2 protein-coding genes and 1 pseudogene are annotated in these 1,813 nt (G+C 66.7%); all 3 read left to right on the top strand.

What is annotated here, in order from left to right; genetic code table 11:
- Positions 1-122: 122 nt before the first annotated feature.
- A pseudogene (locus tag ACIBEF_RS32350) lies at positions 123-242 on the top strand (ISAs1 family transposase); the annotation flags it as partial.
- 310 nt (positions 243-552) lie between these two features.
- Entirely contained in the window at positions 553-801 is a 249-nt protein-coding gene (locus ACIBEF_RS32355; RefSeq protein ID WP_396797218.1) for a transposase, read from the top strand.
- 147 nt (positions 802-948) lie between these two features.
- On the top strand, positions 949-1,813 hold an 865-nt coding region (locus tag ACIBEF_RS32360), incomplete at its 3' end, for a hypothetical protein (protein ID WP_396797217.1).

A 1,813-nucleotide genomic window follows, 5' to 3' on the forward strand; every position in this document is an offset into this window, starting at 1 on the left:
AGACCGTTACCTGCCTCGGCCCCCTGGCCCTGGACTTCCCACACGCCATCCAGGCCCTACGGAACCGCCGCCGCCGCTACAACCCGGCCACCGACCGCTGGTCCACCGTCACCGTCTACGCCATCACCAACCTCACCGCCGAGCAGGCCGGACCCACCGAACTCGCCGACTGGCTCCGCGGTCACTGGTCCATCGAAGTCTTGCACCACATCCGCGACACCACCTACCGCGAAGACGCCAGCCGCCTGCGGACCGGCAACGCACCCCGAGCCCTGGCCACCCTGCGCAACACCGCGATCAGCCTGCTCCGCCTGGCCGGCATCACCTCGATCGCGCAAACCCTACGACGAAAAAGCCGGAACCCGTACCGATCCCTACAACTACTCGGAATCAACTAAACGGACATACCTCTACCTTGCGAACGCCCTGGGCCAACACCAGGACCGCGACGGCGCACGACCGGTCATCCACGAAGCAGCACTGCACGGCTTACGCCACATCTGGGCCGACAGCGCCTACCACGGCGACCTCATCACCTGGGCCAACGACGACATCGACGCACCATCGAGATCGTGCCCCGCCCCACCGGCAAAGGCTACCCAGGTCCAACCCCGACGCTGGGTCGTGGAACGCATCTTCGCCTGGATCAGCCGCCGACGCCGGTGCGCCCGCGACTACGAACACCTCCCCGACCACCACGAAACCATCGTTAACTGGGCAGCCATCCCGCACATGTCCCGCCGGCACGCCCGCAACACCCAGCACAAACCCGTACAGACAGTTCAGAAACATACTCTATAGGGGCCAACCGGTCACCTCCCGACCAGCCACGCAACCCCTGAACTTGCAACTGCCCTGCAAGATCAGGGGCGAAGCCCGGGGAATTGTTGAACGCGTGTCTGTCTTCGCTCGTTGAGAGGCCAGTACCGGAAAGATGAGGAGATCCGGATGGCACCTAGGAATTCCGATCAGGTCTATGCGCAGGCGTTGAACCGCCTACCGGTAGGCACCCCCATCACGCAGAGAACCACAGTGACGCTGCCCGGTTATCCCGACCCTGTTCCCATCGGCTCACTGGTGCACGCACTGCGGACCATCTCGGCCTACGGGGGGCGGGTGGCGGCGCCGGATCCGGCGTTGGTCGCCGCGTTGGCCGCGCACGGCCTGCACCGCAACCCGACCGCGCTCCCCGACGGCAAATGGCGGCTGCAACCCAGCGGCGCCAAAATCACCTGGACCGATCAGGACTATGCGCAGGCGTTGAACCGTCTGCCGGTAGGCACCCGCATCACGCCGAACACCACAGTGACGCTACCCGGTCATCCCGACCCTGTTCCCATCGGCAATCTGGTGAGCAGACTGCGGAACGCCTCGGCCACCGGGGGGCGGGCGGCGGTGCCGGATCCGGCGTTGGTTTCCGCGTTGGCCGCGCACGGCCTGCACCGCAACCCGACCGCGCTTCCCGACGGCAAATGGCGGCTGCTACCCAGCGGCGCCAGAATCACCTGGCCCGATCAGGACTTTGCGCAGGCGTTGAACAGTCTGCCGGTAGGCACCCGCATCACGGGCAACACCACAGTGACACTGCCCGGTCATAGCGTCCCTGTTTCCATCGGCCAACTGGTGAAAAGACTGCGGGACGCCTCGGCCCACGGGGGGCGGGTGGCGGCGCCGGATCCGGTGTTGGTTTCCGCGTTGGCCGCGCACGGCCTGCACCGCAACCCGACCACGCTCCCCGACGGCAAATGGCGGCTGCAACCCGCAGCAGCCGTCCCTGCCCGGCCCGTCCCCGCAGGGAACACCGCCACCACCA

It is taken from the genome of Micromonospora sp. NPDC050795, from assembly GCF_044456785.1.
Taxonomy (GTDB): domain Bacteria; phylum Actinomycetota; class Actinomycetes; order Mycobacteriales; family Micromonosporaceae; genus Micromonospora.